Raw genomic sequence first — 26,513 nt, forward strand, 5'->3', positions numbered from 1 at the left:
TTAAGAGTAATGAGTTAGTGCTGAGTGCTGAGTGCTGAGTTAAAAGTTAAGAGTAATGAGTTAGTGCTGAGTGCTGAGTGCTGAGTTAAAAGTTAAGAGTAATGAGTTAGTGCTGAGTGCTGAGTGCTGAGTTAAAAGTTAAGAGTAATGAGTTAGTGCTGAGTGCTGAGTGCTGAGTTAAAAGTTAAGAGTAATGAGTTAGTGCTGAGTGCTGAGTGCTGAGTTAAAAGTTAAGAGTAATGAGTTATTACTCAGCACTCATTACTCAGCACTCAGCACTGAATTAATTCAGGTCTTCAAGTTTAATACGTGGGTCAGCGTACTTAAGCAGTAGGTCGGCGATCAAGTTACCCAAGATTAACAGAACGGCGCCCATAACCAAGCTAGCCATTAATAAATATAAATCTTGTGCCTGTAGTGCCTGTAAAGTTAATCTACCTAAACCAGGCCAGTTAAAGAAGAACTCAGCGATAAAGGCGCCATTTAATAATGAAGCTAGCTCAAAACCCAAAAGTGTAATCAACGGGTTAATCGCGTTGCGAAGCGCATGGACGTAAATAACGCGGTTTTCTGGTAAACCCTTAGCGCGCGCTGTCTGAATATAATCTTGTCGCAGTACGTCAAGTAATTCACCACGGGTAATACGTTGTAACCCAGCAAAGCTAGTAACACTCAAAGCAATGGTGGGTAAAAACATATGCCAAACAATATCGATGAATTTACCGAACACATTTAGTTCATCGTGGTAGATACTTGTCATACCACCTACAGGAAACAAAGGAGCCGTAACTTGAGCAAATATTAACAGTAAAAGCGCAGTCACAAAACTAGGAAAACCTTGTCCTGCATAGCTAATAACTTGTAAAATTCGGTCAGCCGCACGATTTTGATTAACTGCGGCAAAAATTCCTAGAGGAATAGCAATTGCCCATGTCACGATAAGTGACGAAATAGCTAAGTATAAGGTTGCTGGTACTCGTTCCCATAACAACGATGATACCGAACGTTGATAAACAAAGCTTTGTCCAAAGTCCCCTTTTGTTAATATTTGTCGCAACCACAAGAAAAATTGCTCGAACCATGATTTATCTAAACCAAACTGGCGTTTTAATTCCGCAATGCGTTCGGGTGAAATTTTCGGATTTTGCCGCAGCGTATCAAGGTAATCTCCTGGCGCCAACTGGATGATAATGAAAGATAGGGCAGATGCAAAAAATAAAGTTAACAGTGCTTGTAAAAGACGCTTGGTGACATAAATAAATGTATCGCTTGTAATAAATCTTATTAATGAATCTTTTCCCGATTCCCAAGAAACCCTGCTTGCAGTCATAATTAGAAGTTAATATTCAATAGTTAATGGTTAAAAGTTAATAGTCAATAGAGCAACTTTACTAGTAAGTCTTTTTATTGACCATTAACTGAAGCAAATTTAATACTGTACTAACGAGATAATTGGTACTTGCGGCAAGCAAGCGCGTCCATTTAAATCTCGTAGCTCGATGATAAACCCAAATCCAACAAGATTGCAGCCGATGTTACTAAGTAACTTTGCTGTCGCAGCAGCAGTTCCACCAGTTGCAATTAAGTCGTCTACGATTAAAACTTGGCAACCTGGTTGCAAGGCATCCTGATGGATTTCCAAACAGTCAGTACCATATTCTAATTGGTATTCGACTGAGTACACAGCACTTGGTAGCTTACCCCGTTTACGTACCGGGATAAAACCGACACCAAGTTCGTATGCAAGAGGAGTGCCAAAAATGAACCCTCGTGATTCCATACCGACTACATAATCGATGGTTAAGTTCGCTTCGATACACTTTTGTTTAAGCAGTTCAATAGTGTAACGCAGTCCTTTAGCATCGCGTAGTAATGTAGTAACATCCCGAAAGACTATACCGGGTTTAGGAAAATCTGGAATGTCACGAATTAACGACTTTAAATCCATACAATATATTGAGGGCAGTGAACGTTTTTTGAGTTGATGCTTAACATCAGCAGCGTGAAGTAAGAAGCAGCGCCTTCACAAATTGCCAAATCGTACAATATCATGCCTAGGGACGCACACAGAGCATGGAATCTTTGAGCGTTGGCAATAGATAATAGAGTAGCTAATAAAGCGGAGTAATCCGGCGTGAGTCACAATTAATCAGGATAAACTCTGGTAAATCTGTGATTAATGAAAGGTAGGAACCTACCCGGCTACACCAGACTCAGCCTTCTGGCTACGTTTAAGGATACTAGGAGCTTAATAGGATTCGCTAGTCCTAAGCGCTCGGATGAGGAACATTACCTAGTTTATGAAGGAGAAAAACCAAAATCCACGAACTGTCTTGGTCAGACGTGACAAAAACCTTAAACATTGTTGAAGCAAACTTTACCCTAAAAGAGTGGCGTAACTGCCTTTCCACGCAAAACTTCTCCTTAGAGAGAAGTTTTGCTTTCCACAGATTTATTACTTTTTGCCATCATTTATTGCATTATGCTGCTATCTAGTGAGACGACGCATTGACGATTAACCGAATCTACACGAAGCTAAGATAATGGGTGTTCCAATGAAATTTGGTAAATTTCACCCAAATTTAAAGATGTGCTTAACAACGTGGGTAAACTATCCAATAAAACATTGATTTGAGTATACGGAAACCTTTGAATCGAATGAGTAACTAATGTATATATCAGACAGTCCCTTTACTGTCGCTCCGTCTAAAGTGCGCCTGCGCTCTTAGCTTCGTAATGGCGCCTACTATGTTTAATTAGTTTTATGTAGATTGTTGCAGCCTTGTAATGGTATTTATAATGAATGTCTCAGCTAGTTTAACGCCTTATAACAATAATTCCATGCCGTCGTCGCTTCCGATGATTTTGGACAATTTACCAGAACCAGCGATTGAAGGACAAGATTGTCCCCGTCGAACTCGGTTGCAAATCGACTTGATTTTACTCGCAATAGAAGCTCTAGAACTAGGTGGTTCTGAAGCAATTTTAGCTTTTGCTGAAGAATTAGACCTCAAAGGTATCATTAAAGACCGAGTACACCTGTGGCGAATGCGTAGCAGTAATCCCATACGAAGAGCGCATATACGTCGTCCCTTAACGATTATGGAAGCTAAAGCATTAGTCGTAATAGCTTGTTACATCGCGCGTCGTTTGACAGTTACAATTCGCCAGTTGCTGATTATCTACCAGCAAATGACTGATAAACAGATACCATTGGAACAAAATCTTCGGTTATCTAACTATTTAGAAAGGTTCCGCGCGCATTTCAAAAGCCGTATGAATCCACGTCGTTCAGGTGTACTATCTGTGACAAGCGACGAAAAACTAGACGAGCTAGCAATTGATTTATTAGGCAAATTATTATTTTGTACAGGTACTGCTGGAATGCAGCGGTTTTGGATTAGTCTTTTCGACGGTGAAGTGAATTGATTTATGAATATTCAGAGAAAATATAGTTTACCAAATTGTACACTGCTTCTAGAAGGCTTAAGCGATGCTAGTAAGGCTACGCATTTCCAAGAAATGCGTCCAGAACTCTCTATATTAGTGAATGCGGAATGCTATCTATCTGGCTTGAAACAACCTCTAGCAGGGGGACGTGAATTTTTTGAAAGTTTAGTACGCACGGTTAGCGGTTATGCCCAGCAGTTTTTAAGCAATGTCCCAAACCCACTGATACAAGATCAAGAAAAAAGTCTAGTACAACTGCACAAAATTGATAGCAATCGTCACAAATTAATTGTAATCTCAGACGCAGTTGCGACGAATGACTCGAACAATTCTGAGAGCAAAATGCCTGTAGAAATTGAAATTAATACAGTACAATTGTTTGATATAGTTGAAGCAGTTGATCAATTTTTTGCAGACAGCCAAACATTACCAGAATTAACTCTTGCTCTGGCATCAGTTTCTCGACGTGAAGGTGGCGCCTCAGAAGCATTAGTGAAGCAAGCAGTACCGGCGACCGTAGGGTTATCAAGTTTAGCAGCAGCAGCATTTGCGTTTAGCTTAATTCCAACTCCACAGCCAAGAGTACCGCAACCTGAAGCGCAAAAAGAAACTAGTGCTATAGCTAGTACAACACCCGAAGCAACTCAAAGAGCATTAAATAGCACCCCAATAGCAACAGAAGCGTCGGCAATAACTCCGACACCAAGTGCGACTGCAACTCCAACTATAGATAATTCTTTGGCGCCAACTCCTGCACTGACACCAACACCGACAGTAGCAGCGACTCCTGGTACACCTCAAGATATCGAAGCACTTTTAAAAACAGTTCCAGAAATTAAAGACCCGTCACAACTGCGGGCATTAAACCGCCAAGTATATAACCAAATTAACCCAGTTTGGTCAGGACGTAGCAACTTCAGCGAAGATGTGGTATTCCGCGTAGGTGTTGCAGCAGATGGCTCAATTCTTGGCTACAAACCAATTAATAAAACTGCAAACGACGTAGTAAGTCAAACACCTTTACCGAATTTGATCTACAACCCTGCAACCAAAGGTTTAGCAACGAATGAACCTATTGCTCAGTTCCGGGTAGTGTTTAGAAAACAAGGTGTCTTAGAAGTAAGTCCTTGGTTAGGTTATTCTAAAACTCCGCAAGTAGTTGGTGAAAAAATTAAAGATGAAAGCCAGATCAAAGAACTAAATACAAAATTATACGATACGATTCGTAAGAGTTGGAGTGGCACTCCCACTTTCAATAGTGATTTAAAGTATCGAGTCGCAGTGAATAAAGAGGGTATAATTGCCGACTACGAACCACTCAATAAAGGTGCTTTCGACTTTTATCGAGAAACTCCTCTACCTAAAATATTTAATGAAATCTACGGCTCTAATGTTGCGGCGCCAAATACCAAGCAACCACTGGCACACTACGAAGTAATATTCAAACCCAGTGGCACATTAGAAATTCAACCGTGGAAAGGATATCAATAAAAAGAGTTATGAGTGCTGAGTGCTGAGTAATACTCATAACTCAGCACTCAGCACTCAGCACTTTATTTAACAATTCGTCCCATATACTTCCCCCAGAGTGAAGCTGCTTGAGCGCTACTTCCGGATGTGGGTTTAATTTCATCGTTTCCAAGCCAAACACCAGTAGCTAGTTGACGCTCAGGAATAAAACCGATAAACCAAAGGTCTACGTTTTTATCGGTAGTTCCTGTTTTGCCTGCTTCACCTAAACCGAGAGCAGCGCTTCTACCTGTACCATTTGTAATGACATTTCTAAGTAATCCTGTCATCGTAGAAGCGACACTTTTTGATAAAACACGCTTGTTTGCATCCGGGTCTTGGTCGTAGGAATAAATAACCCGGCAGGTTTTTAAATCATTACGGTCACGACAATCGCTACTGTCTAAAATCCGACTAATTGCATGAGGACGGTTCCATGAACCATTGTTACCAATTGCGCCGAATGCTCCTGTCATTTCTAAAACATTAACAACGCTTTGCCCTAAAATCAAACCAGGTACAGCCTGAAGGGGTGAACTTACACCTAAGCGTTTTGCTTCTTTAACAACATTATCCAGCCCAACATCCTGCGCTACTCTCAAAGCAATAGGGTTTTCTGACAACGCAAGTCCTGTTGCAAGACTTAGACTTCCACCAGCACCAGACCGACATGGTTTATACAGAAATCCCTGCCACCGTAGAGGGTCGCAGGAATAGGACTTTTCCGGCGAAATCCCCTTTTCAATCGCTGCTGTGTAGGCAAATACTTTGAAAGTTGAACCCGGTTGGCGTTTAGCTTGAAAAGCACGGTTAAATTGACTTTTACGATAGTCTGTTCCACCTACCATTGCCAATATTGCACCAGTCCTAGTATCTATTGTCACCATTGCACCCTGTGAAAAACCGTATGCAGAACCATCAGTACGCACTGAATCACGCAGAGCTGTTTCGGCTTTGGTTTGAATCGTAGGGTCAAGTTGTGTCTCGACAATAAAGTTGCCTTCTCGTGCTAAATCTGCCCCTAATATAGTTTGAAGTTCAGAAAAAACGTAATCATAAAAATAAGGAGCAATAGTTTTTGCCTGCTGGTCGCAAACTTTAGAACTGACTTCAACAGGTGAACGTCGCGCGCGGTTGTATTCATCTTGCTTGATTTTGCCCATATCAAGCATACGGCGCAAGACGCGGTTACGATATTCGATTGTTCGGAATTTTTTCTCTCCACCGCAGTAATCAAATCGATTCGGCGCCGGTAGAATTGCAACTAACATTGACGCTTCTGCAAGGGTTAGTTCTTTTGCCGATTTGTCGAAGTAGTATTTGGATGCATCCTCGAAACCAGAAGTATTAGCACCTAAGAAAACTCGGTTGAGGTAAGTTAGTAAAATTTCGTTCTTGCTATAAAAAGTTTCTAATTTTAACGATACGGCAGCTTCACGAAACTTACGACCTACTGAATCTTGAGTTCCAACGTAGTCGCGGAATAAGCTACGCGCGACCTGCTGTGTCACAGTCGAGGCGCCTTGTTGAACATCGCCACTACGAGTGTTAATAAGTATTGCCCGTACAACTCCTAATGGGTCAACACCAGGATGCCAATAATAACGGCTATCTTCCGAGGCAACAACCGCATTTGGAAGGTAAGGACCAAAGTCATCAAGCTGTTTAAGATCAACGTGAGCGGTTGTCCGTGTTTCCCGCAGTGGCGTAATACCATCGCGCGCTGTAATTACAATTGGCGAACGTGTGGCGCCTGGAAGCGGACGAACTGAAAATTTCAGCCACTCAATGCCGATAGTCAAGGCTAGTAAACCAGCACAGGCACCTATTCCATAACCAGTCCATGTTGCCGCTTTAATATACCAAGGTGGTGGGTCTACATATTGTAAACGCACACTAGCAGCAAGTTCCGGCGGACCAAGAGTCAAGATATCGCTATGACGTAACTCTAAGGAGGTAACGCGACGTTTACCACGATAAATACCATTTGTCGAATTTTCGTCTTTAATTACAAATACTGGGTGCCGCTGACTAGAGTCGCGCGACAGCGATAAATGTATTTGACTGACGACTGGGTTGCGAACAACAATATCGGAGGATTTAGAACTGCGACCAAGCATGTAGCGGTCGCCTAGCAACGGATATACTTCCGCTTGAGATGCCCCCGCATCTTGAACCCAGAGTTCTGGAACCCTGGCTTTTGGCTTGAGTGCTAATTTGGAAAAATCGACTCTAGCTTGAATTGTCTGCACTGCTTGCGTCAACTGACCAAGCACAGTTTGCGGCTTTTGAGGAGGTTGGGGGGAACTCATCGGCTATTCACACCACGGTTATTACGTAAAGTTAGGCGAGACTCGAGCGGGCGATGCTAGCTATTCCACCATTGTACTCATAAGCCTATCAAGACGCTGGCACTTGCAGAATTGTTTCAAATAGTCACAACAATAATTTAATATAGATTAATTAAATACATTAGCTAAAATTAGTTTGTTAATAATGATACATTTTTTCCGCCACCAAAATATACAACAATTTTGCTCTTGATTACAAAGCCGAAATGCTCTATATTAGGCTCTATATCTATGCTTATGCTCTCTATCAAGAATAAATATTTATTTTCAACTGGTATTAAGCTAGACTCTTCTAAGTATATTTAGCGATATATAATTTAACATTACTCAACAGCCTCAACACTTAAGCAAGAATTGGGGTACATATTCTGATTGGAGATACATCCGCCCAATGGAAGATTTCCTAAATTGCATTGTTTGATTAAATGAGCGGAGTACGTGTTGAGGTGTTGAGGTAAAGTAATATGAAGGGAAAATTTCTGACCCTAGTAGGTACAGCCTGTAGTTTGGCCTTATCTTGCAACGTTGCCGCTGCTCAATCAACAAAGTTTCCTGAACTGGCGCAGGCTCAGAGAGAGAAAGAGTCTAAAGCAACTCAAGCATCAGAAATAAAAATGTCGCCTGAAGGGATGAAGATTTTGTGTCAAAATTTCCCCCTCAATTCACGCTGCCAAAGCGGTGCTAATGCGACAACGGGAGGAAGTGGTAGCGGTACATCTGAAAAAGGCCCAGGTGTAACTGGTGCCCCTACTGGAGGTAGTACACAAGGCGGTTCATCAGGAACAGGTAGCAGCGCACCCAGCGATACTAACCCAACTGGTAGCCAAACTCCAAGCGGTGGAGTAACACCCGTTGACCCCAGTACTGGCAATCCTGGTAGCACTAATCGTGATTCAACTCAACCTGGTTCAAGTCAAGAAAAGACACCAGGAACAGGTAGCAGCGCACCTAGTGATACTAACCCAACAGGCAGCCCAACTCCAAGCGGTGGAGTAACACCTGTTGATCCAAGTACTCCTGGTGGCAGTAATAATCCAGGTGGCACAAATAATACGTCGCCTACTAAACCATCGACTGATGGTACAGGTTCCCAGGCACCTGCAACCGGACCAAGTGGTGGCACTAATCAACCTGGTGACCCTAATCAACCAAGTGGTGGCAGTAATAAACTGATTGTTCCAGTTACACCATCATTACCTGGCGGCAATGAAACTCCTAGTGGAACAACAACTCCAGATGGAACAACAACTCCTGGTAGTAGCATCGAAACACCCAGTGGAACAACAACAACTCCTGGTAGTAACGAAACTCCTTCCGTTCCAACTCCTGGTAGTAGCATTAACAGAGAAAGCGCACCTTTGAATCCAATCCCAGGCGCCCCTGGTAGCACTGATGGAAATTCAGGTACATTAAAGACACCGACATCTGGTAGCGATACCCCGAATAACATGACTGTACCTGGTAGTACTTCTCCTGAAGTAACTCCCGGTTCTCAAACACCAGGTAGTTTGAAAAATTAGAAACAAAACATAAGGTAAGAATTATCACCCTTGCATGTAGAGACCGTAAATTTACGGTCTCTATATTATATTTATGTGTTTTTAGTAGGGGTTTTTTGAAAACTACCTATAATAAGGCAAGCAATACCTACATTAATAAATACATCAGCAAAATTAAATACAGGGAAGTTAATAAGCCGAAAATCTAAGAAGTCAACTACGTATCCAAGAACAAATCTGTCAATTCCATTACCCATAGCGCCACCAAGAATAAACCCATAACCAAATTTGTCCCAAAAAGCTAACTCAGAACCAAATAAAGCCAATGCAGCTAAAGCCAAACTAACACCCAAAGATAACCACCGCAGCCACTCGACTTGTCCATAAAAAAGACTAAACGCGGCGCCGAAGTTTTGAACGTAGGTTAAATGAAACACGGAATCTATCAATGGTCGTGTTTGCCGGAGTTGAAAACTCTGTAATATCCAGTATTTAGTTAATTGGTCTAGGAAAAAAGCAGTTAAAGCAGCTATCCAGAAATTGCGATTTTTTACGTGCATTACTTGAGACTAGGTTAGGGAATGGAAAATATCCTAATAAAACATTAAATGTCGCAGTACGAATGCGATAACGCTAACAGCACAAACTATAATGAATTGTCCAGGCAGTGCGTACCAAGAATATTTTAAGATTGCTTGTATCAAGGTTTGCGCTTCTGTACCTTTCCAATGCAGTATATAACCGAGCGCTAAATAGATAATGCCGCAAAGGTGAACAGTAAACAACCCACACGTACAGCTCAATGCTAAAGCCTCAAGTCGTGGTCTAGCTTTAAATGCCAATAAACCGCAAATCCAAGCTCCTGGTATAAAACCGAGTAAATATCCAAATTGCAATAGCTTGATATAACCGATACCACCACCATCAGAAAAGACTGGTAATAGGGTTAAACCCATAACTAAGTAAGCTATTTGCGAAAGGGCGCCAGCATTCTTACCACCCAAGCATCCAACCAGTAATACCCCACCAATTTGATACGTAACACCAAGAGAAGAAGTCTGGATTCCATGACTCCAGTTCCAAGGTAGGGTTGTGACATACGCTTCGAGGAAGGTACCCCCCATCGTCAGCAGTAAGCCAATCATTGACCATAATAATTGATTGGACGCAGCTAGCATTATATTTAACGAAATTTCACTCTTACAATGACGGCAATATCAATATATACATATATATAAGAAACCGAATTCTTGGCTCCAGCTTAATTTTGACCTGACTTGAAAACTTTGTTTTAGTTCTCACAGAATTTATCATCAAATTCATCAAATTGTTACAAAGCTTTACAATTCTGTTAAATCTCAAACTCTTTAATCTTAACCGAAATAATACTAATGCAAAGGTTATATATATGACTAAATTTGTCTGATATACTGAAATTGCTGTCGGTGCTTGTCACAGCATCATACGAGTCTGGAGTTAGCCTGTAGTAGATGTTTGGCGTGTATTTAAGTCATGATACCTAGAATTCTTTATTGTTCCATAGTTAGCATAAATTTTTTGAATGGTTATTGTTTCCTTTAACCTTCTCTTAAAATACGCACGATATTGTTAGCACAGTAACCCCAAATATTTACAAATTACCTTCCCATGCTTTTTTGCAATCCTTTCAATATCGGCAAACGTATCGTGGGAGTAGTTCCTGCGTTAGCTTTAACTTTAAGCTTGACTGCTTGCGGTGGTGGAGACCAAGCCGCAAATAATACAGCAACTCCAGGTTCTGAAGCATCACCTGGCGCCGCAAAAGAAGCAACTTCTTCGACACCTGGTAAGCTTGACCTTGGCGGTAATGTTGCCCTAACTGGTGCAGGCGCATCATTCCCAGCTCCACTATATTTAACATGGTTCCAAACTTTGAGCCAGAAATACCCCAACTTGCAAATCAACTATCAATCAGTTGGTAGCGGTGCCGGTGTTGAGCAATTTACCAAAGGAACTGTAGACTTCAGTGCTAGCGACGTAGCAATGAAGGACGAAGAAATCGCAAAAGTACCCGCAGATAAAGGAGTTTTACTCCTACCAATGACTGCTGGTAGTATTGTACTAGCATATAATTTGCCTGATGCTCCTGAATTGAAGCTATCGCGCGCTGTTTATTCAGATATATTGTTGGGCAAAATCAAGTCATGGAATGACCCTGCAATTGCAAAAGATAACGCAGGTGCCAAGTTACCTAACACTCCTATCACTGTTGTATATCGTTCCGACGGTAGCGGTACAACAGGAGTATTCACCAAACACCTCAGCGCAATTAGTCCAGAGTGGAAAACAAAAGTTGGCGACGGGAAGTCTGTAAAATGGCCTGTAGGTATTGGTGGTAAAGGAAACGAAGGTGTAACCGCACAAATTGGACAAACCGCAGGTTCAATTGGTTACGTTGAGTACGGTTATGCTAAACAAAACAATCTAAAGTTTGCCGCGCTGCAAAACAAAGGTGGTCAATTCGTTGTACCTAACGAGCAATCAGGCGCCAAGACTTTAGAATCAGTACAACTACCCGATAACTTACGCGCGTTTATTTCTGACCCAGAAGGTGCTGACTCTTATCCAATTGTTACGTATACCTGGATTTTAGCTTACAAGAAGTATTCTGACCCAGCAAAAGCGAAAGCTGTAGAAGCAATGATTGAATATGGCTTAACTGAAGGTCAAAAGTCAGCTACTGAATTAGGTTATGTTCCTTTACCTGCTAGCGTAGTCCAAAAAGTTGCAGCAGCAGCAGACCAAATTAGTCCTGAATATAAACTTAGCGTCGGTGGCAGTGGTACTGGCGCCAGTGCTAGCAAGTAATAAAGACCGAGTAAAAGTTAGTAGTATTCATAACTCCTAACTCCTAACTTTTCTTGTTCGCTCTCACATTTATAAGCATTGATGGGTAGATTTATTCATGAGTAGTTTAGCTCAAGGCAATGAGGCTTCTGCAAAATCACGCTCAGAGGTTGACAAAAACCTTGACCGTGGTTTTATTTGGATAACAAGACTTTTTGCAATAGGAATTGCTGTCATATTAGTATGGATATCAATTCAGGTTGCGATACAAGCGTTTCCAGCTATCCAAAAGTTTGGTGCTGGATTTTTAGTACAAACAGACTGGAACCCAGTAGTTAATAATTACGGCGTATTGCCACAGGTATACGGAACTATTGTTAGTTCTTTTATTGGACTATTAATATCTGTACCGCTTGGTGTTGGTGCAGCAATTCTTCTCTCCGAAGACTTTTTACCAGCGAATGTTAGACTAGTATTGGTGTTCATGGTAGAACTGCTAGCGGCAATTCCAAGTGTAGTTTACGGAGTTTGGGGACTTTTTGTTTTAGTTCCGATATTGACAGGTGTTGGCAAAGGTTTGAATGCGATGCTCGGATTCATACCACTATTTAGCAGCACTCCAACAGGTCCAAATATGTTGGTTGCAGGAATTATCCTAGCAATCATGACTCTACCAATTATTACAGCAATTTCGCGCGATGCTCTCAACTCGGTTCCTCCGAGCTTACGACAAGCATCTTTAGGGTTAGGCGCCACACGTTGGGAAACTATACTGCAAGTTCTTGTACCTGCTGCTTTTTCCGGAATAGTCAGTGCGATAATGCTGGCACTTGGTCGAGCAATGGGTGAGACAATGGCAGTAACAATGTTGATTGGCAACTCAAACACTATCAGTCCTTCATTATTCTCACCAGCAAACACGATTTCTTCTCTACTCGCAAACCAGTTTGCTGAAGCGAGTGGTTTACAAGTTGGTGCTTTGATGTACGCAGCGTTAGTGCTGTTTTTCTTAACGCTTGTAGTTAACGTCTTGGCAGAAGTAATTGTGATGCGAGTTAAGCGAATATAGTAAGCCTTATAGTAGTGAGTGAAATATGTCTTCTAATTTGTCAGATAATTCGAGTAACTATACGATGGGTAGCTTAGTTCACTCCCCATCTGCTCCCAGGACGTTATTTAATTCAATCATGACTGGTGTCGCATTTTTTTGCGGTGCCGTTGCGATTTTTACGTTAGCAGCAGTACTTTCTTACATATTGTTCCGAGGTTTTGGCAGTGTCAGCCCAAGAGTATTTACTGAGTTACCACCGTTACCATTTGGACCAAAGCAGGGGGGTTTCGGTAACGCGATTCTAGGTACTATTATCATGGTAGTAATTGGCGCTGTCATTAGTATTCCAGTGGGAGTTCTAGCTGCAATTTACTTAACCGAATTTAGTTCTGGTAAATTATCTCGATGGATAAGATTTGCTACAAACGTTTTAAGTGGTGTACCATCTATTATTGCTGGTGTATTTGCTTATGGTGTCGTAGTTTTGACTTTGAACAAGTTAGGTTGGGGTTCTTATTCAGCACTTGGTGGTGGGTTTGCACTGTCAATTTTGATGCTACCAATTATTGTTAGAACCACTGATGAATCGTTACAGTTAGTATCCAACGACCTACGGCAAGCTGCTGTTGGTGTTGGCGCCACTAAATTTCAAACAGTATCGGCAATAGTTTTGCCAGCAGCAGTACCAGCAATAGTTACGGGTGCAACATTGGCAGTTGCACGCGCGGCAGGTGAAACAGCACCTTTATTGTTCACGGCTTTATTTTCATCTGGTTGGCCTTCATTAACACCTCAAGGGTTACTTCAACCAACAGCTTCTTTAGCGGTTTTAGTTTATAACTACGCAATTTCTCCTTATGAAAAGTGGAAGTCGCTAGCTTGGGCAGCATCTTTAATTCTGGTGCTGATGGTTTTGATAGCGAGTATCATCGCGCGATTTGCAACCAGACGTAAAGCTTACTAAATAAACAAATCAAACACACCATTATCTACACAACGCAACCTGAAATATATGGCTACTAACGTTCGTACAGCCAATGATACAGATACAGTTCTTAGAACTGAAGGATTAAACGTTTACTACGGTAACTTTTTAGCAGTTAAAAATGTTTGGCTTGATATCCCTAGAAACCAAGCCATAGCATTTATTGGTCCTTCTGGTTGCGGTAAAAGTACAATCTTAAGATGTTACAACCGTCTAAATGATTTAATCGAAAGTTTTCGGGCTGAAGGTAATGTGATTTACCAAGGTCATAACTTATACGCATCTAATGTTGACCCAGTAGAAGTACGCAGAAGAATTGGAATGGTTTTCCAACGTCCAAACCCATTTCCAAAGTCTATATACGATAATATTGCTTGGGGCGCCAAAATTAACGGCTTCAAAGGCAACATGGATCAACTAGTTGAAAGTAGCCTTAAAAAAGCAGCATTATGGGATGAAGTGAAAGATAAACTTCGTCAAAGCGGTTTGTCTTTATCTGGTGGACAACAACAGCGTTTATGTATAGCGCGCGCAATTGCAGTTCAACCAGATGTTATCCTCATGGATGAACCATGTTCAGCGCTCGACCCAATTTCAACCTTGCGCGTTGAAGAACTGATCCACGAATTAAAAGAGCAATATACAATTGTCATAGTAACTCACAACATGCAACAAGCATCGCGCGTTGCAGACAAAACAGCCTTCTTCAACGTTCAAACCTCAGAAAAAGGTGGACGTACAGGTTACTTAGTAGAATATGACCGCACCGAAAGAATTTTCCAAGACCCTCAACAGGAAGCAACCAAAGAATATATCAGTGGTAAGTTCGGTTAATTTTTAGCTGCTCTAGAAAGCGCTTATGAATCACAAACTTCAATCCTAGGTAAAATATACCTGGGATTTTGTTTTTGTTCCAAGCATGGTGAATAATTTTTTTACTCTGCATCTTGAATTAGTTCATTAATTTTAGCAATAATACTTTCTGCTAGTTTTAAGGCAAATTTTACTTCTTTGTGTAAATTAAATATCTGATCATCATAATTAGACTTATTTCGATACTCACGTAATCGTCTTAAGTCATTTCCAATTTGAATTAATTTTTTATTTTTGGCATTATTATATATAAATTCATCAGCCACATATTGATGCTCATTAACATCACCTATTCTTGCTTTTGAGAGTCTAGGGTCATGTAAAATATCTCGTAAATAATTTCTAGATATGCAAAATGCTGAATAATATGCTCTGCTTATACAAGAACGTAGTTTTGCTTCTGATACCTGTAGTTGAGAATTAGTTGCTGATTCTTCAGAACTACCAGCGTTTAGATTAGCCAGTTCTTGTGCTAAATGGAAATACTCACGCCAATCAAACTTCATCAAATTCAATATTAATATCTAAATCATTACCTCTTGTAGATACTATATCAAGCCACCAATTATTATCAAGTATCTTTATTTTGTTGAATGCTTCATCAGCATCCAGTTTGGTGTGAATATCAATTACTAACCTTCGCCATCCCACGATTTCCGGGTCAAACGCAACTCTTAATGATAATCTCTCTTCTGGGAAGACTTGTTTAATTTTATCATGTGCTTCAAGTAATAAGTATTCTAGATTACTATTTTCATCTAGGTAATGAACAATATCAGGCTCATTACTAAAGGTATATATTTTTTCAAGGAGAGATTGATTTGCCAGCTTTTCTAAGGTCATTTGTAAAATAATTTTCAGTCTACAGTACTATAATAACTCAAAAGTGATCCACTTAATGTAGTTAATATCGAGCATACATTAGCGTCTGTAAGCTAATGGTATAGTCATACAAGTAATTTTATAGAAGCAACCGCGTGCTGAAAACCCTTACAACCACGTAAACGTGACTAAAGTCATGAACGGTTTAAAACTTTTGACACATACAGTCTTCAAAGTTTACCGTATAGTATAGATATAAAAAACAGGTAGGTGCCGAACGCACAGGAAGCACCTATAATCTGAATCTATCCAGCCAAATGAATAATCTGGGAATACTATACATATAAAAAAATACAACCACTGTACTTCTCATAACATCTATTGAGTTACCCTTATTACATATATTCTATACGGAAAAGTTCTATATGACATTAGACACATCGAACCCAGTAGATAATACGGGTTTTTTACCAGAAAAACAAGACAAACGAGATAGAAAGAAGAAGCGTAAAATTAGCTGGCTGCCTTGGGTAGTAATTCTAGGGCTTTTAGGTGGAATTGGCTATGCGGTTTATCGTCAAGTAGTGATTGTTCCTGCTCAAGAGGCTAAAAGTAAGGTTTTAACTCAACCTGTAGAAAGGAGAACTTTACCGATAAAGGTTTCGGCCAATGGAACCATTAAGCCTCAACGGTCGATTAATATTAGTCCGAAACAGTCGGGTGTTCTTAAAGTACTGCTTGTAAAAGAAGGTGATACCGTTAAACAGGGACAAATTATTGCTCGTATGGATGATTCCAATTTGCTTGGACAACTTACTCAAGCTAAAGGACAGTTAGCGCAGCAAGAATCTAATCTACAAAAGTTAATCGCAGGAAATCGTCCTCAAGATATTGCTTCTGCACAAGCTGCATTAGATGAAGCTCAGGCAAATTTACAAAAAGCCATTACAGGTAACAGACCTCAAGATATTGGTCAAGCACAAGCGCGTTTACAGTCTGCCCAAGCTAGTTTAACTAAAGCTGAAGATAATTTACGTCGTAATCAAGAGCTTTATAATTCTGGCGCCATTTCGCTTCAAGTTTTAAATCAAAGTCGTGCAGATAGAGATAGCGCGCAAGGTCAAGTTGCAGAAGCGCAACAAGCATTGGCATTACAAAAAGCTGGTTCACGTACAGAAGATATAGAAACCGTGCGCGCGCAAGTTAGACAGAAGCAGCAAGCTTTAGCATTGTTAAAAGCGGGAACTCGACTTGAAGAAATACAAGCAGCGCGCGCTCAAGTACAATCTGCACGCGGTTCGTTGCAAACTATTCAAACTCAAATTAATGACACAGTACTTCAGGCGCCTTTTGATGGTGTTGTCACGCAAAAGTATGCTGACCCTGGCGCCTTTGTAACACCAACAACTTCAGGTAGTGCTGTATCTAGTGCAACTTCTTCGTCAGTAGTATCTCTTGCTTCAACAAATGAACTTGTGGCAAATGTGGCCGAAGTAAATATTAGTAAAATTAAACTTGGTCAAAAAGTACTCATAACAGCAGATGCTCACCCAGGTGTAGTTTTTGAGGGTAAAGTTACTCAAATTGCTGCTCAAGCAACAGTAGAACAAAACGTTACTAGTTTCCAAGTCAAAGCAGCAATTGTCTCTGATAACAAAAATTTACTGCGTTCAGGAATGAATGTAACGGCAGATTTTCAAGTTGGTCAATTAGAAGATACTCTTGTAGTGCCAACAGCAGCAGTTGTACGCCGACAAAGAAGTACAGGTGTATATGTTGCTGGTAAAGACAATAAACCAGTATTTACTCGTATTGAAACGGGTGTAACAGTTAATAGATATACAGAAGTTAAATCTGGGTTGAAAGGAAACGAAAGGATATTACTAAGCTTTCCACCAGGGGAAAGGCCTCAATCTACACCGCGCGGCGGAGTATTCCCGGGTGCTGGTGGTGGACCTGGTGGTGCTGGTGGTGGTTCTGGTGGCGGTTCGAGACGTGGCGCCCCGTTGTAAGTTATTTATACTAAATTTTAAATATTTCCTATGGTCAAGTCTCATCCTAAAAAGGATTATAAATACGACAACCTTAAACACAAAAGTAACCGCTCAATTTCTGTGTCAGAGATTGTATCAATGGCAGTTGAGACGCTGTGGAGTAACAAATTACGCACTGGCTTAACGATGCTAGGTGTAATTATTGGTATAGCCTCGGTTATTGCCATTACTTCTGTTGGTCAAGGTGTACAAAAAGGAACTGAGCAACAAATTCAATCACTAGGTCCCGATGTTCTTTCGGTGTTTTCTGGTTCCGCAAGAAGTGGAAGTGTTCGTCAGGGAACTGGAAGTAGTAGTACATTAACATGGGATGATGCTTCGGCAATTGCTGAACAGGCGCCGTCTGCACAAGCTGTATCTGCTTACTTACAAAGAAATGCACAAGTAGTTTATGAAGGTCAGAATAACTCAACACCAGTTTACGGGACAGATTTAAATTACCCAATAGTTAGAGATGTTAAAATTAAAAGCGGCAGATATTTTAGCCAAGAAGAACTTGATACTGCATCATTAGTTGCTGTCATTGGTCCAACAATCGAAAGTAATTTATTTAATCGTACAGACCCGATAGGAAAACGAATTAGAATTCGAGGTGAAGCTTTTGAAGTCATTGGGGTAACAGAGCCAAAAGGTTCGCAGGGAGGAATGGATAGAGATGAAGTTATTTTTATCCCTTTAACTACTATGTCAGCAAGGTTAGTTGGCAACAACGCTTTATCAGGAGTTTCTGTAAGTGGAATTTTAATTAAAGCGGGAGACCAATTAGACGCAGTTCAGTTTCAAGTTACCAATCTCTTGCGCTTACGTCACAATATCTATCCACCCCAAGAAGATGATTTTCGCATTGTCAACCAAGCCGATATTATTAGTACTTTTACCAATATAGTTGGTTTATTTACAGTAATGATTGTGGCCATTGCTGGAATATCATTGGTTGTAGGGGGAATTGGAATTGCCAATATCATGTTAGTATCCGTCGTTGAACGAACGCGCGAAATTGGAATTCGTAAAGCAGTAGGCGCCACAAATTCAGCAATCCTCAATCAATTTTTAACTGAAGCAATCGTAATTTCCACGCTTGGAGGAGGAATTGGAATTGGCAGTGGTATTCTAATAGCCTTTGGCGCCTCAAATATTTTCAAGTTTCCCTTTGTTATTTCTGTATTATCAATCATCGCCGGCTTAGGACTCTCCCTAACCGTTGGTTTAGTAGCTGGCGTAATTCCCGCGCGTAACGCTGCCAAATTAGACCCTATCACCGCTCTTAGAAGCGATTAATTATACGAATTTGTAGGTTAGGCGTCTCGCCTGACCGTCCAATTATCTCGCCTGACCGTCCAATTATCTTGCTTGACCATCCTCAAATCGCACAGGCGGGACGCCTATGCTACGTAAGATTATGATTTACATGGAATCGATTACTAAAACTTACCACTTAGGAGAAATGAGTGTTCCCATCCTTAAGGGAATTGAGCTTTTTATTGATGAAGGAGAATATGTAGCAATAATGGGCGCCTCTGGTTCAGGAAAATCTACGTTAATGAATATTATTGGGTGTCTCGACCGTCCTACATCTGGACACTATATATTAGAAGGCAGAAACCTGACAACTTACGATGATGACGAATTAGCTTATATACGTAATCAAAGAATTGGTTTTGTCTTCCAACAATTTAACTTGCTGGCGCGCGCTACTGCCCTTGATAATGTTATGTTACCAATGGTTTATGCCAACGTATCAAAAACACAACGGCGCCAGCGAGCATTACAAGCATTGCAAAGAGTCGGTTTAGCTGAACGTGTAAATAACCGTCCGAGTCAACTTTCGGGTGGACAACAACAACGAGTAGCTATTGCGCGCGCGTTAGTAAACCGACCAGCATTAGTTTTGGCAGACGAACCAACAGGAGCATTAGACACAGAAACATCCCAAGAAGTAATGAATTTGCTTTCGGAACTTAACGAGCAAGGTATTACAATTGTAATTGTCACTCACGAACCAGATATTGCCGCTCAAACAAAACGCATTATTCGAGTTCAAGACGGTTTAATTATAAATTAGTAAACGAAAAACATGATTGTGTAAGTAGATGCAGACTGATGATAAACCTGTTCAGGTAGTACTGAGTGAAATATTCTTGATAAATCTTAAATATTTAGCTAAATCCTATCGTTCAATTAATAGATTAAATAATTGTGAAATAGTCGGCGACCGTTTAAAAGGATTCGACTATGAAATATATAAAGCAAGGGTAAAAATATAGTGATAATAAAAAGGGTGCCCTTTGGTGGATATCGAGTTATTTACTATGTTAAAACAGTCGATTTTATTATTCTGAGTAATATTATTCAAAATCTGACTACGAAAATATAGATGATAGCTTAATCTAAAAATCTATCCAAGAATATGCGCGAGAATAACTTATAAAAGCGATTAGTAATGTGATGTCGAACGTATAGATAACCGTCCCAGTCAACTTTCTAGTATTTCAGGACGGCTTTGATTTTACATTGATTAACGAAAAATATTAGGTAGTAAATAGGTGGCACCTGCATACAAAAGGTAAAATGCAAAGCCGAAAAACAAAGTGTTTATAACGGTGGCTACATAGCCTAAGCACATTAATATACCATCAGACTCAATCGTCGCGACTGCCAACAGTAACATTCCGACAGCGGGAATAGGATTAGTTGCAGGAGGATATGGTGACATGAGTAATATCGCTAACCAAGTTAAGCATATGCCATTGAGGCGCCAGGTTATGTTATTTTCGGCAACTTTCTCAAAACGCGGTCGAGAAATCTTTTCTAAAATTTTAGTTACACGTTGTAAATTTTTCAATAGTGCTTGAGCAAAACGCTTAGGGAATTCGATAGTGGCAATTTTTTTTGGAAGCCACGGTGTACGCTTACCCAGAGCCATCTGCACTGACATCAACAAGCAAGCTAGACCAAGAGGAGTGCTTAACCCTGGTGGCATAGGCAACAAAAAGGGTAATACCATTAATGCAATTACTAAACTAAAACCCCGTTCTGAGGTTTCTGCGATAATGTCACCCAAAGTCAGAGGTTTTTCGGCTAAATGTTGCAATAATGTCTTGATATCTTGAGAAAATCTCAGGTGCATAACACTTCAGGGTAATGGGTATTTACGAAACTATTATTACCAAACTTTACTCTAATCCAAACCCAGAGTCTGTATCCGCACATTTTGGCATCAAAATTTAAGCAATTTCCCAGCGGTACAATTAGCCAACTTTATGAATCATTTGTACTGCACGTGTAGGTTCGTCACTGACGACCTTACCCATATTACTGTTGAGAGCTTTTTAGCGGAGGCTTAATTTTATATTGATTACAAAAAACCTAGCTGGATGCTATTTTAAATCCATGATTCAATAGTTAATTCCTTTACCTGTTTAATCCGCACAAAATCACTATCTGCTGATACAAGTGTAAGATTATTATGTATAGCAATCGCAGCAATCCAAATATCATTTTCACCAAAGCCTAAATTAATCATTGTAGTCTTTCTGCGCTTGTTTTTTTCCTTCGGCGCAAATTCATTAAATAAGGCTGCTTTCAATTTACCGTAAATAGTAGCCGTAGATTCATCGATGTTATAAATATATATACTCTGAAGAAATCTATTAACAAGAGATAAATTACTTTCCCTTCGTTGAGAACGTTCTGCCATGTCTACTAGTTCTCCTTGGACAATAACACAGGTTGTAACCAAGCTATTTTCGAGTCCAGCAATCCGATTCAAGACGTTAGTATTGCCTAAAATTGCAGCGCTACAATGATTAGTATCTAGTAAGTACATTATTCAAAGGGATTATCGTAATCAAATTTTGCTTGTCCACGGCTTGCAATGACTGATTCAAGACATTCTTCTAAATCATCACCTTCCCATCTCCCTATCGTTTTTAAATGTTCTAATAATGAACGTCCTGTTGAATTTTGTAAAGTTTTAATATTTGAGTGTACTTGAGTATCTTTGATTTTTAAGTAGCGCAGATAATTCAGGGTTTCAGCCAAAATAGTCTCTGGTGTAGATTCTATCTCTTGTATAAGTTCTTGTTTTGTTGCCATAGTAACTCAAAAAATTATTTTAGCGTCAGGTATCTTTAGTTAAAATTGATCTTGTTACTCCAATAATATAACACTTAACGAGAAATAACATTATCTAAAAAAACTTTGAGACTAAGAGATAATCGTTTCGTCCAAAACTACAATATCTGGGCGCCAAGCGGTAATAGCATCTGCGAATGGAGCAATTAAACAGGTGCGAGGAATAAAGCAGGGAAGCTTTTCTACAATAATTTGGGTGCCTATTTGAGTTGCAAGTGTAGCGCTCACCGTTTCGTGAGGGCTATTTGGTTCCATGTCAATAAGTTCTCCATCTGCTAGTTCGTAGCGGGGGTTATCTCGGTATTGAGATAAAAAATCTTCAATGGTAAGTAGTTTTGGCGGAGTGTAGGTCATGACAACATTCAAAATTTTCTTGTGGGATGGGCATCCTTGCCCGTCACAATATTCTGAAGGGGTGAGGACACCCACCCCACAATTGTAGGCTAATTTAACAAACTGTTTGTCAAAGGAATATTATCTACAATGGTGTTGGCGCCGTTAGAATTACGATGAATCTCATAGATAGATGGTAATAAATGCTGATTTAAACCCATTGCTTGCAAGCAGTTATTTATACTAGAAGTGACTTGATTATACGCTGTGATTTTTTGTTCTAATGTTTCTAACAAACGTTGGTTTTGAGCAATTTTCTCTGTTGCTTCTTGTTCTAATGTTTTCTCTAAATAGCTCCGCGCGCTTGCATACTGTTGTAGTATTACGTCAGCTTGTTTGTCTGCTAGGGGTAGAAGTTGGTTTTTTAGGGTTTGATTAATTGTTTGACGGAAGGTTTTGCGGATGGTGCTGGATACTTTTGGCTCAAAGTCTAATTTTAGTAGTTGTCGAATTTCTGGTTCTGCGTCTATCATACTTTCGCTGTCGTAACCAAGTGAGGTTTGCTGTAATGTTTTGCGAAAGTGCTGGATAGAAAAAGTGCCTTCTTCATAGAATTTTGGACTTTCACGTACAAAACGGTCGCATTCTACGCTTGCTGCATTAATTAAAGCTAAAGTTATTTCTTTCTCAAGTAATTTAAGTTCGGTTTCAATACCGCTATCGTTACCTAGCAAGCGGTACAATTGGCGGTAGTAATCTGATGTACTAATACGCGCGCTTAAGCGTTTGAAGTAATTGCTAATTAATCCCAAAGTAGATTGAACTAACACGTCTTCGAGTTGATTTGCTAGATAATAAAAAGCTTCTACTAGAATAGCTAATAACGGCGCCGTTGCATTGCGAGGGTGACTAATGGTAGCACGTCGATATGCGTCTGCAACAGAAAATGATTCTAACAACTCATCTAAACGTTGAATCATTTTTGCTTGAAGCTGTTTAAAATCAGTTTCAAACGCATTACACTCATTATTGATTGTACTGTTTACTTCTTGAGTAAGATGAGAGCGTAGTGCATTGCCAATTTCCTGCAACTCGCGGTTGAGACGCTGTAACTCATGAGTTTTCATCGCTTCAATTTCGCTCGGTTGACTATATAACTCACGCTGCACCGTTTGATAATGATTTTTGAGTTGAATACAAACAGTTCCTAAATCATCAGCAAGATTTTTGAATAGTTGTGGACGCTTTTCTTCGTTGAGATAACGGGTTATGGCGCCTCTAAATTCTTCAATTCCACTATCTTTAATTAACTGTTCGATTAACTCATCACCCCAATCACCTAAAATTCGCGTATAGTTTTGATTAGGTGTTTCATATCCGTTTACTGATATCCGAAACTGAGTTGGAGACAACTTACCAGAATTTACACAGTAATTATTAAAAGCATAAACAAACTGTGGTGTCTCTTCTTTTCCATTTAAACCTTTTACGCTTTCAGCAAAAACTGTATCTAAACCGTATCTATCACTCTTTGCTGTTTGTTTAATCAAGCTACCGTAAAAACCTAACAAACCACTCGTTTTATAAACCCTCGTACTTTCACGAAACTGTACATTCAATAAACTTTCGAGTCGTTGCCGCAACTGGGCATTATACCAAGTTTCATCAATTCGATTAAAAACATAAAATACTCTATCGCGTATCCCAGGATTATTAGAGATTGTTTCTATAAGCTGAGTTTCTTCCTTCGTCATTTCACCTGCTGCCGCAGATTTTAACACACATACCACTGCTGACGTATCAGGATGCTGAATTTTTGCGTAAGCCAAAGCGGAGTCCCGATCAACAGGCGCATCAATGCCTGGTGTATCTATAATTACGTTACCGTCTTCTAGTAAAGGATGATAACAGTAATATTCAATCCGCTTTAATACTGCGCTGTTACTTCCTCTACGCGCGTACCCAGCAGCTTCTTTGAGCGTAGTAAAATTAAACTCTTCCATCGAATACGTGGCATTATCAAGAGTACTAATTCGTTGTCTGTTTGTCACATACCCTTCTAGTAATAAAATCAGAGCCTTTGCTTGTTTGGCTAACTCTGATTTTGTTTCGCCACCTTCTTTTTCAATAATTGTCTTACACCCTTGCTGCAATAATTCAACGACTTCAGCTTTATTTATATTTGTAACGTTGGTAAAACCTAACTGCTGACATATTGAAATAGCTTGTTCACGAACTTCTGCTTCACTCAAAAACGTCAGTACTACTCGCTCTCTATCAGGTTCTGCGTACTCAATCTTACATTCTGTTCCCGTCGCGTGTCCTTCTGCACTATATAATAATTCACGTCCAAGCAGTGCATTGATTAACATCGACTTGCCTGCACTGAAGGCGCCTGCGAATACAATTTCAAACTTTGGTGATATTGTTTTACCCAAAGAAGTTTGGACAGGAGTAATATCGCACGCGCGTAAAGCAGACTCTTGGTGCAGAAGTTCTAAAATATCATCTACTTGTGCTTTGAGGTTTTGACACTGCAACGGGGACTGTGACATGGTAGACACTTTACTAGTTACTATGCTTACATTTTAAGAATGACTAGATTTAACTTGGCTCAGTATTATTACAGAGAAAGCTTTAAACTTTTATTTAATATTTTTTATTCACATAAAATTCATTTATAATCAAGAATTTATGCTGCTCAAAATTACACAATATTTGATACTCAATAATTCGTAGCACAAGAACTTGACAGTGTGATTTTGTTCTGCCAATATGATGAATGTTTGTCTCTTAGCTGGGTGTCTGCACGTATTTTTTACGTTCAAAAATAAAGATAATGTAAGATTATTTTAAATTTATCATATGTTATGCAATTTTCATTAGAATTAATAGGGTGATTTATTAATGCATAACGTCGTATAAAGCAGCAAATTAAAGTTATCAGCCATAAGTTACTTTTCATGCTTTGAAAAAAATGTGCGTATATATTAGCTTCTTACCAATATAGAGACCAAGGCAATTTATTTTTTTTCTTTCTTCTTATCTATCTATCTATTTATCTAATAATTAACGTTGTAAGTATTTTATGGTGTCGAGTATAATTACCGCAATTTCCAATATAATTTCGAGTAAAAGAAGTATTGCTCATATTTTAGGAAGATTTAAAATCGCTCGTTGGTTATACAGCGTATGTAGTAAGTATAAACAATCATTTTTGGGGTATACAAAAAATTTTAATTATGAAAATGAGACTTTTTTCAAGGATATACACATAGATTTTGCATTAAAATCGTTAAAGAAAGAAGCAGTTTTTATCGGGTTAAAGCTACCAAAAGAAATTGTCACCGAAATTCAAACATTTTCTAAAAATACTTTGTTAGCGCAAGAAAATGGAAAAACTCATTTTTATTATAGCGATGTTAAAAATGGCTCTCTAGCGGATGGACGAGCAATAGTACAAGGTATTGCTATTGAACCATTAAAATGTAGTGCTATTCAACAAATTATCAACGACCCTGTTTTGAGGATAATTATCGAAAAATATCTAGGTTACTCTCCAAAAAAGATTCGCGCGCTTTTAAGATGGAGTTTCGTTTTAGAATTACCAGATGAAGTTAGAATGAAGTTAAATCAAGGAAATCTCTATCACTATGATATTGGAGAATTTAACTCGGTTTATGCGAACTTTTATTTGTCAGATACAGATAGATATTCTGGCGCCCATGCAATGATAAAAGGTTCTCACAACCATAAAAACTTCAGGATGCTATTTAATTATGCAATACAGCCTAAAGATTATTTAATCAAATATTACGGACAAAGAAATGAAATACTGATAGAAGGAGAAGAAGGCTTAGGTTTTATTCAAGACCCTTACTGTTACCACAGAGCAATACCACCAATTAAAGAAGAACGTTTACTGTTACAAATACAGTTCTCTTAAACATTAATATCTTACACATATAAACATCTATCTTATATCTTGTGGAGCGGCTGGGGACAGCTGCCTCACTGGTCAAAGTATATAAAATCATTTAATATCATCAGTATTTATGCCTAGCTGACGCAATTGTTCTGCGAGTCTTGCCGCTTTTTGTTCAGCTAACTCAGCTTTTTGTTCAGCTAACTCAGCTTTTCGTTTAGCTTCGGCAGTTTCTTGTTTAGCTTTGGCAGTTTCTTGTTTAGCTTTGGCAGTTTCTTGTTTAGCTAACTCAGCTTCTTGTTTAGCTAACAGTGCTTCCTCTTCAGCAAAAAGAATAAATTCTCCTTCAAGAGTAAACCATCGTAACCATAACTGATCAATACCTAGAAATGTTCCTTGCCATAACCCCAAACTTAAACCTAATTCTGGCATTAATAAGCGTCCGTTGCTAAAATCCATTGCTTCATAACGACCACCAACAAGATGATACGGTTGAATTTCGTTAGTGTAGCGACTAAACACTATATAGTAAGGGACTCGTAAAATCTCTTCGTATACTTTCCACTTTGTTGGAGGTTTATTTTCTTTTTGTTCTTTTTCTCCTAAATCTTCATCTTCTGTACCTGGAGATAATAGCTCAACCACGACAAAAGGGTTTGCGTTCTCCTGCCAAGTTACATAACTTAATCTTAAATCTTGTC

At 39.5% G+C, this 26,513-nt stretch carries 24 protein-coding genes and 1 pseudogene; 12 read left to right on the plus strand and 13 right to left on the minus strand.

Going from position 1 to position 26,513, the window contains the following annotated elements:
• Positions 1 to 283: 283 nt before the first annotated feature.
• Both AC2JBO_RS24980 and AC2JBO_RS24985 read right to left on the minus strand, forming a co-directional pair.
• On the minus strand, positions 284 to 1,330 hold the full coding sequence (locus AC2JBO_RS24980) for an ABC transporter permease (protein WP_496956336.1): 1,047 nt from the start codon (positions 1,328 to 1,330) through the stop codon (positions 284 to 286).
• Positions 1,331 to 1,429: 99 nt separating this feature from the next.
• Entirely contained in the window at positions 1,430 to 1,948 is a 519-nt protein-coding gene (locus AC2JBO_RS24985; RefSeq protein WP_496956337.1) for an adenine phosphoribosyltransferase, read from the minus strand.
• Positions 1,949 to 2,799: 851 nt separating this feature from the next.
• On the opposite strand from AC2JBO_RS24985, the gene AC2JBO_RS24990 reads away from it, so the two are divergent.
• Together AC2JBO_RS24990 and AC2JBO_RS24995 are read left to right on the plus strand one after the other, a co-directional pair.
• On the plus strand, positions 2,800 to 3,429 hold the full coding sequence (locus AC2JBO_RS24990; RefSeq protein ID WP_496956338.1) for a DUF3038 domain-containing protein: 630 nt from the start codon (positions 2,800 to 2,802) through the stop codon (positions 3,427 to 3,429).
• Positions 3,430 to 3,432: 3 nt separating this feature from the next.
• Positions 3,433 to 4,941 (plus strand): DUF4335 domain-containing protein, encoded by a 1,509-nt coding sequence (locus AC2JBO_RS24995; protein ID WP_496956339.1) that lies wholly within the window; start codon positions 3,433 to 3,435, stop codon positions 4,939 to 4,941.
• Between the two features lie 62 nt (positions 4,942 to 5,003).
• Here the strand turns inward: AC2JBO_RS24995 and AC2JBO_RS25000 are convergent, their stop codons facing one another.
• Positions 5,004 to 7,271, minus strand: coding sequence for a transglycosylase domain-containing protein (locus tag AC2JBO_RS25000; RefSeq protein WP_496956340.1), 2,268 nt, complete (start codon positions 7,269 to 7,271; stop codon positions 5,004 to 5,006).
• 503 nt (positions 7,272 to 7,774) lie between these two features.
• Between AC2JBO_RS25000 and AC2JBO_RS25005 the strand changes: the two genes are divergently transcribed.
• Positions 7,775 to 8,830, plus strand: coding sequence for a hypothetical protein (locus tag AC2JBO_RS25005; protein WP_496956341.1), 1,056 nt, complete (start codon positions 7,775 to 7,777; stop codon positions 8,828 to 8,830).
• Positions 8,831 to 8,901: 71 nt separating this feature from the next.
• Here AC2JBO_RS25005 and lspA read toward each other — a convergent pair whose 3' ends face one another.
• The gene (lspA, locus tag AC2JBO_RS25010) at positions 8,902 to 9,369 is read right to left on the minus strand and encodes a signal peptidase II (protein WP_496956342.1); all 468 of its coding nucleotides are present in this window, start codon (positions 9,367 to 9,369) and stop codon (positions 8,902 to 8,904) included.
• 33 nt (positions 9,370 to 9,402) lie between these two features.
• Positions 9,403 to 9,987, minus strand: a complete 585-nt coding sequence (locus AC2JBO_RS25015) for a biotin transporter BioY (RefSeq protein ID WP_496956343.1) — start codon at positions 9,985 to 9,987, stop codon at positions 9,403 to 9,405.
• Between the two features lie 469 nt (positions 9,988 to 10,456).
• On the opposite strand from AC2JBO_RS25015, the gene pstS reads away from it, so the two are divergent.
• The 4 genes from pstS to pstB all read left to right on the plus strand — a co-directional run bounded on the left by pstS (position 10,457) and on the right by pstB (position 14,505).
• Entirely contained in the window at positions 10,457 to 11,656 is a 1,200-nt protein-coding gene (gene pstS / locus AC2JBO_RS25020) for a phosphate ABC transporter substrate-binding protein PstS (RefSeq protein WP_496956344.1), read from the plus strand.
• A 97-nt stretch (positions 11,657 to 11,753) separates the two neighbouring features.
• Complete coding sequence (gene pstC / locus AC2JBO_RS25025; RefSeq protein WP_496956345.1) at positions 11,754 to 12,704, plus strand: phosphate ABC transporter permease subunit PstC; 951 nt, start codon at positions 11,754 to 11,756, stop codon at positions 12,702 to 12,704.
• A 64-nt stretch (positions 12,705 to 12,768) separates the two neighbouring features.
• Positions 12,769 to 13,650 (plus strand): phosphate ABC transporter permease PstA, encoded by an 882-nt coding sequence (gene pstA, locus AC2JBO_RS25030; RefSeq protein WP_496956357.1) that lies wholly within the window; start codon positions 12,769 to 12,771, stop codon positions 13,648 to 13,650.
• A 48-nt stretch (positions 13,651 to 13,698) separates the two neighbouring features.
• On the plus strand, positions 13,699 to 14,505 hold the full coding sequence (pstB, locus tag AC2JBO_RS25035; RefSeq protein ID WP_496956346.1) for a phosphate ABC transporter ATP-binding protein PstB: 807 nt from the start codon (positions 13,699 to 13,701) through the stop codon (positions 14,503 to 14,505).
• Positions 14,506 to 14,606: 101 nt separating this feature from the next.
• On the opposite strand, the gene AC2JBO_RS25040 is transcribed toward pstB, so the two are convergent.
• On the minus strand, positions 14,607 to 15,050 hold the full coding sequence (locus tag AC2JBO_RS25040; protein WP_496956347.1) for a hypothetical protein: 444 nt from the start codon (positions 15,048 to 15,050) through the stop codon (positions 14,607 to 14,609).
• Entirely contained in the window at positions 15,040 to 15,387 is a 348-nt protein-coding gene (locus AC2JBO_RS25045; RefSeq protein WP_496956348.1) for a hypothetical protein, read from the minus strand. The genes AC2JBO_RS25040 and AC2JBO_RS25045 overlap by 11 nt, the downstream gene beginning before the upstream one ends.
• Positions 15,388 to 15,791: 404 nt before the next feature.
• Here AC2JBO_RS25045 and AC2JBO_RS25050 point away from each other — a divergent pair, with 404 nt between their 5' ends.
• The 4 genes from AC2JBO_RS25050 to AC2JBO_RS25065 all read left to right on the plus strand — a co-directional run bounded on the left by AC2JBO_RS25050 (position 15,792) and on the right by AC2JBO_RS25065 (position 19,684).
• Positions 15,792 to 17,378: an efflux RND transporter periplasmic adaptor subunit gene (locus AC2JBO_RS25050; RefSeq protein WP_496956349.1), complete on the plus strand. Its 1,587-nt coding sequence runs from the start codon at positions 15,792 to 15,794 to the stop codon at positions 17,376 to 17,378.
• 120 nt (positions 17,379 to 17,498) lie between these two features.
• Positions 17,499 to 18,698: an ABC transporter permease gene (locus AC2JBO_RS25055; protein WP_496956358.1), complete on the plus strand. Its 1,200-nt coding sequence runs from the start codon at positions 17,499 to 17,501 to the stop codon at positions 18,696 to 18,698.
• A 121-nt stretch (positions 18,699 to 18,819) separates the two neighbouring features.
• Positions 18,820 to 19,482: an ABC transporter ATP-binding protein gene (locus AC2JBO_RS25060; protein WP_496956359.1), complete on the plus strand. Its 663-nt coding sequence runs from the start codon at positions 18,820 to 18,822 to the stop codon at positions 19,480 to 19,482.
• Between the two features lie 28 nt (positions 19,483 to 19,510).
• Positions 19,511 to 19,684, plus strand: coding sequence for a hypothetical protein (locus tag AC2JBO_RS25065; protein WP_496956350.1), 174 nt, complete (start codon positions 19,511 to 19,513; stop codon positions 19,682 to 19,684).
• A gap of 251 nt (positions 19,685 to 19,935) precedes the next feature.
• Here the strand turns inward: AC2JBO_RS25065 and AC2JBO_RS25070 are convergent, their stop codons facing one another.
• The 5 genes and pseudogenes from AC2JBO_RS25070 to AC2JBO_RS25090 all read right to left on the minus strand — a co-directional run bounded on the left by AC2JBO_RS25070 (position 19,936) and on the right by AC2JBO_RS25090 (position 24,442).
• Positions 19,936 to 20,547: an exopolysaccharide biosynthesis protein gene (locus AC2JBO_RS25070; protein WP_496956351.1), complete on the minus strand. Its 612-nt coding sequence runs from the start codon at positions 20,545 to 20,547 to the stop codon at positions 19,936 to 19,938.
• Positions 20,548 to 20,802: 255 nt separating this feature from the next.
• Positions 20,803 to 21,246, minus strand: a complete 444-nt coding sequence (locus AC2JBO_RS25075; RefSeq protein ID WP_496956352.1) for a type II toxin-antitoxin system VapC family toxin — start codon at positions 21,244 to 21,246, stop codon at positions 20,803 to 20,805.
• Positions 21,246 to 21,515, minus strand: a complete 270-nt coding sequence (locus AC2JBO_RS25080) for a DUF2281 domain-containing protein (protein WP_496956353.1) — start codon at positions 21,513 to 21,515, stop codon at positions 21,246 to 21,248. The genes AC2JBO_RS25075 and AC2JBO_RS25080 overlap by 1 nt, the downstream gene beginning before the upstream one ends.
• Positions 21,516 to 21,632: 117 nt before the next feature.
• Positions 21,633 to 21,908: pseudogene (locus AC2JBO_RS25085) on the minus strand (Uma2 family endonuclease); the annotation flags it as partial.
• Positions 21,909 to 21,997: 89 nt separating this feature from the next.
• Positions 21,998 to 24,442 carry a dynamin family protein gene (locus AC2JBO_RS25090; protein ID WP_496956354.1) on the minus strand — a complete coding sequence of 815 codons (2,445 nt, stop codon included), beginning with the start codon at positions 24,440 to 24,442 and terminating at the stop codon, positions 21,998 to 22,000.
• Positions 24,443 to 24,975: 533 nt separating this feature from the next.
• Here AC2JBO_RS25090 and AC2JBO_RS25095 point away from each other — a divergent pair.
• Entirely contained in the window at positions 24,976 to 25,833 is an 858-nt protein-coding gene (locus AC2JBO_RS25095; RefSeq protein ID WP_496956355.1) for a hypothetical protein, read from the plus strand.
• Positions 25,834 to 25,920: 87 nt separating this feature from the next.
• Here AC2JBO_RS25095 and AC2JBO_RS25100 read toward each other — a convergent pair.
• On the minus strand, positions 25,921 to 26,513 hold a 593-nt coding region (locus AC2JBO_RS25100; protein ID WP_496956356.1), incomplete at its 5' end, for a Uma2 family endonuclease.

This window comes from Calothrix sp. CBUCES-K 9914 (assembly GCF_059640475.1).